Annotated in this window: 2 protein-coding genes; both read left to right on the top strand. The window is 53.5% G+C overall.

Going from position 1 to position 4,751, the window contains the following annotated elements:
* Nucleotides 1–446 precede the first annotated feature (446 nt).
* Entirely contained in the window at nucleotides 447–2,576 is a 2,130-nt protein-coding gene (locus tag V7051_RS24340; RefSeq protein ID WP_334181191.1) for a DUF6531 domain-containing protein, read from the top strand.
* A 10-nt stretch (nucleotides 2,577–2,586) separates the two neighbouring features.
* A partial coding sequence (locus tag V7051_RS24335; protein ID WP_334181190.1) for an InlB B-repeat-containing protein occupies nucleotides 2,587–4,751 on the top strand: 2,165 nt, incomplete at its 3' end.

The raw sequence follows: 4,751 nt of genomic DNA, 5'->3' as shown, positions 1-4,751 counted from the left end.
GATTTTATCGATCAAATGATAAATGGCGGCAACCTCCTCAAATTCGTGACGAATATCACATAGCTTGAAAGTTAGTCTCAGGCTTACAGGAAACTCAGCTTTAGCTGGCATATCTAAGCAATTTCTTGAGTCACAATGAAATCGTTTTTAATCCGTTCATTATGAACTATTTTTTTCAGCATTTTGCGGTCGATCAGGTCATGCGTACATGAAGTTTGGTTATTAACGTAATGGCGAAGTGAATTCGAACTTTCAGCTGTTTTTATAAATTGAAAACTCATCAGGCATTAATTATGGGACGACATCTCAATTCACAAAACCAATCAAATCCACTAATAACAATATTACAAAACGTTAAGAAGAAAATTGTTAGGTTGTGCTTTTCCAGTTTAAGTTTTCTCGTGTTTGTATTTGTGATGATCCATCCAATCAGGGCAATAGCCAAAATGACCTTATCTAGTCCCGGTTTTACTCTCATCGAAGAGTATTTCAATCAAGAAGCGGAAGCCCACCAAGCTTGCAATGCTTTTGCATCCTCTATCGGATATAACACGTCGTCTTATTGCAACCGTGGTTCGAGTGCTTATAGTGCGGGATGGCTTTGTACTAAATTGATTCCTAGTGGTTTTGTGCCTTATTGTTCAGGGCAGTTTTATTTGGGTACTTTCTACTTTTCCCAACAATGCCCGAACGGCCAAGTCTCAAACCGTGATACCGGCGATTGTGAATTGCCGACCAAAAGCAATGGTGGTGGCAGCGATAGCAGTAGTGATTGTTCCAAAGGTAACGTCGTCAGCATCGGTAACCCCATTCATGCTCGCACCGGCAATAAATGGCAGCATGAAATCGATATTTCCTACGGAGCATTCGGCCTCGGTTTCGACCGCTATTACAACAGTGCCGTCAATAATGACAGCGCCCACATTGGTTCCGGTTGGGTTCATGCCTACAGTCGCAGCAGCAGTGTGCAGGCGGCAGGCTCGTGGGTTATTATCCGTCGTCCTGATGGGAAACAATTCATCTTCAATCTGATAGCCGGTATCTGGAGACCCGATGCCGACGTTCCTGACCGTCTCGAAGAGCTCAAAAATAGTTCCAACGCCCGGACCGGATGGCGTTACACCACTGCCAATAACTCGATAGAAACTTACAATGTTTCCGGCAAACTCATGGCTATCGCCGACAGTTCCGGCCTCACACAAACACTGACCTATAGCGATGCCTCGACACCGGCTACCCTGGCACCCACGATTGATTTGCTCATTCGCGTCACCGACAGCTTAGGTCGCCAATTAAATTTCACCTACGATGCCAACAGCCACATCAATACTTTGACCGACCCGGCCGAGGGCGTGTACCGCTATGCCTACGATGCCAACAACAACCTCGCTTCCGTGACCTACCCCGACGGCACCGGCAAAACCTATCATTACGAAAACACCGCTTTCCCCTATGCCTTGACTGGCATCACCGACGAAAATGGCAACCGCTTTGCCACTTACAGTTATGATGCCCAAGGCCGCGCCATCGTCAGCGAACACGCGGGCGGCGCGGAGCGAGTCAGCCTGACTTATAATGCAGACGGCAGCGCCACGGTCACCGATGCGCTGAATACAGCACGTACTTACAACTTCCAAACCATCCTCGGCGTGGTCAAAAGCACCGGGCAATCGCAACCCGGCGGCTCAGGCTGCGGCGCCTCGGCGTCGGCGCTCAGTTATGACGTCAATGGCAACGTCGCCAGCCGCACCGATTTCAACGGCAACCGTACCAATTACACTTATGATTTAACTCGCAACCTGGAAACCAGCCGAACTGAAGGGCTAACCTCAGCCGGTGCGAACACACCAGCCATGCGCACCATCACCACTGCCTGGCACTCCACTTTCCGCCTGCCGGTGCAGATTACCAATGGCAGCCAACAAACCAGCTACAGCTACAACAGCCAGGGTGACATCACTCAAAAAACCGTTAAAGACACCGCCGCCAACACCACGCGCAGTTGGAATACCGCTTACACCTATGCCTCCGTCCCCGGCGTATTGCTCCAAAAAGTCGAAGACGGCCCGCGCACCGACGTGTCCGATCTGACCACCTACGACTATTACCCGGCCGATGCCGCCTGCGTCGGCGGACATCTGGGTTGCCGCGGCCAACTCAAACAAATTTCCGGCGCGCTTGGTCACGTCACCTCTCTGACCCGCTACTCTGCACACGGTCAAGTCGAAGAACTGGTCGATGCCAACGGCTTGGCGATGACCCTGGTTTATGACGTTCGCCAACGACTCACTTCACTCGATGCGGGCGGCGAAACCACCACCTACAGTTATGATCCTGCAGGCCAGTTGACTCGCGTCACCCGGCCCGACGGCTCCTATCTGGCTTATAGCTACGACGCAGCCCATCGCCTGATAAAAACCCAAGATAACCTCGGCAACACCTTGACCTACACTCTGGACGCTATGGGCAACCGGATCAAGGAAGACGTACTCGATCCCGGCGGACAGTTGGCGCGCAGCCAAAGCCGGGTCTATGACGCTCTGTCGCGTCTGCAAAATCTCATTTTGCCGCAATAAGGGGGCCGTCATGAAATCGACGATAAAAGCTATTTTTGTGCTGATTGTTTTACTGCTGGCAACCGCGTCTACAACCGGACGCGCACAATCCGATGACAAAACTCATGACGCAAAGGACGACAAGACTCATCCATCAAAAGAGAATAATAAAACGGTCGAACTGAAAATAACCAAAACCGGAGCGGGGGAGGCGACCATCATCAGTTCGCCGGCCGGCATCCAATGCGGCGATAGTTGCCGCGCCAACTTCAAGACTAAAACCAGCGTCACCTTGACAGTGGTGGTTGCGGCCGGCTCGACATTCAAGAGCTGGAGCGGCGACTGCAAAGAAACTGCCACCACCTGCACCGTAACGATGAAAGAGGCGCAAAACATCACCGCCAAAACTACGCGACTGCCGATAACGCTGAATATCGCCAAAATCGGTTCAGGTATAGGAACCGCCACTAGCGTACCGGCTGGAATCGATTGCGGTGCAGTCTGTAGCGCTACTTACCCGCAAAAGAATATCGCTCATCATGCCGATTCAAAGGAGGATAAAGAACACGATAACAAAAAAGAGCATGATAATAGGCACGATGCTAAAGGCGACCATGATGATAAAGATGACGATGACGCTTCACGTAAACCGGCTGCCCTCGTTACCTTAATAGCTAAACCGGCCACCGGTTCGGTTTTCTCTGGTTGGTCAGGTGCATGCACCGGTACAGCGGCCACTTGCACCGTAACCATGAATCAGATCCAAAACGTTACCGCAAGTTTTACGTCCTTGCAGCTGGCATTGAGCATCGCCAAAACCGGTACGGGAACCGGCGCTATTACCAGCACACCCTCCGGAATCGATTGCGGAGCTGCCTGTAGCGGCAGTTACGGTTGGAGTACCCCAGTCATCCTGACCGCGGTACCGGCAACCGGTTCGATGTTTAGCGGCTGGTCCGGGGCTTGTACCGGTATCACGCCAACGTGCACTGTTACCATGGATCAGGCGCAAAACGTTACCGCGGGCTTTACACCAATGCAGATGACATTGAACGCCGCGATGACCGGAACGGGAGCAGGAACAATCACCAGTTTGCAGAGCGGAATCAACTGCGGCGCCTCCTGTAGCGGCAGCTATGACTGGAACACTCCGGTTACACTGGTCGCGATACCGGCAACCGGCTCGGCTTTTACCGGCTGGTCCGGTGCTTGTACAGGTACAGCGACAACCTGTACCGTTACCATGGACCAAATCCAAAACGTTAGCGCCGGCTTTGCTCCAATACAGATTACATTGACTGCGGCCAAGACCGGAGCGGGAACCGGAACCATCGCCAGCGCACCGGCAGGAATCGATTGCGGCCCAACCTGTAGCGGCAGCTACGATTGGAATACCCCAGTCACCCTGACCGCAACACCGGCGACCGGCTCAAGTTTTACCGGCTGGTCAGGCCCATGCACAGGCACGACAACCACCTGCATCGTGACCCTGGAGCAGGCACAAAACCTCAGCGCCGATTTTGCCCCGGCGTTTAAGACACTAAGCCTTGGTAAAACCGGATCAGGAGCCGGTACCATTACCAGTTCACCGGCAGGCATCGATTGCGGCGCAACCTGCAGCGCCTCATTCGCAACAAACACCCAAATCACCCTAACCGCAGCACCCGCAACCGGCTCCACCTTCGGTGGCTGGTTTGGCGCGTGCACCGGCAGCGCCACCACTTGCAGCGTCACCCTGAATCAAGCAAAGTCAGTAAACGCCGGCTTTTCAGCCCCGGCAGTTACCACCTACCAATACGATGCCAACGGCAACCTGACCCAAGTCACCGATCCGCTCGGGCGCGTTCGCCAGGTCCAGTTCGACGCCCTGAACCGGCCCATCCGCCAATTAGAGCCTCACCCAACCCAGATCGGCAGCACCCTGGGCCAGATCGATACCGCCTACGACAACTTGGGACAACTCATCAGCGTGACTGATCCCCGTAACCTCACCACCCATTACAGCATGGACAGCCTCGGCAACCTGCAACAGCAAACCAGCCCCGACACCGGCGTCACCCAAGCTGGCCACGACGAAGCCGGCAACCTCAAGACCCGCACCGATGCACGAGGCAAAACCGCTACTTACCGCTACGACAGCCTCAATCGTATCAGCCAGATTGCCTACGACGACCAAACCGTCAACTACACCTGGGA

The sequence above is a fragment of the Methylobacter sp. genome, assembly GCF_036845245.1.
In the GTDB taxonomy this organism is placed as follows: Bacteria; Pseudomonadota; Gammaproteobacteria; order Methylococcales; family Methylomonadaceae; genus Methylobacter_A.
This window is presented reverse-complemented; position numbering and strand designations above follow the sequence as displayed.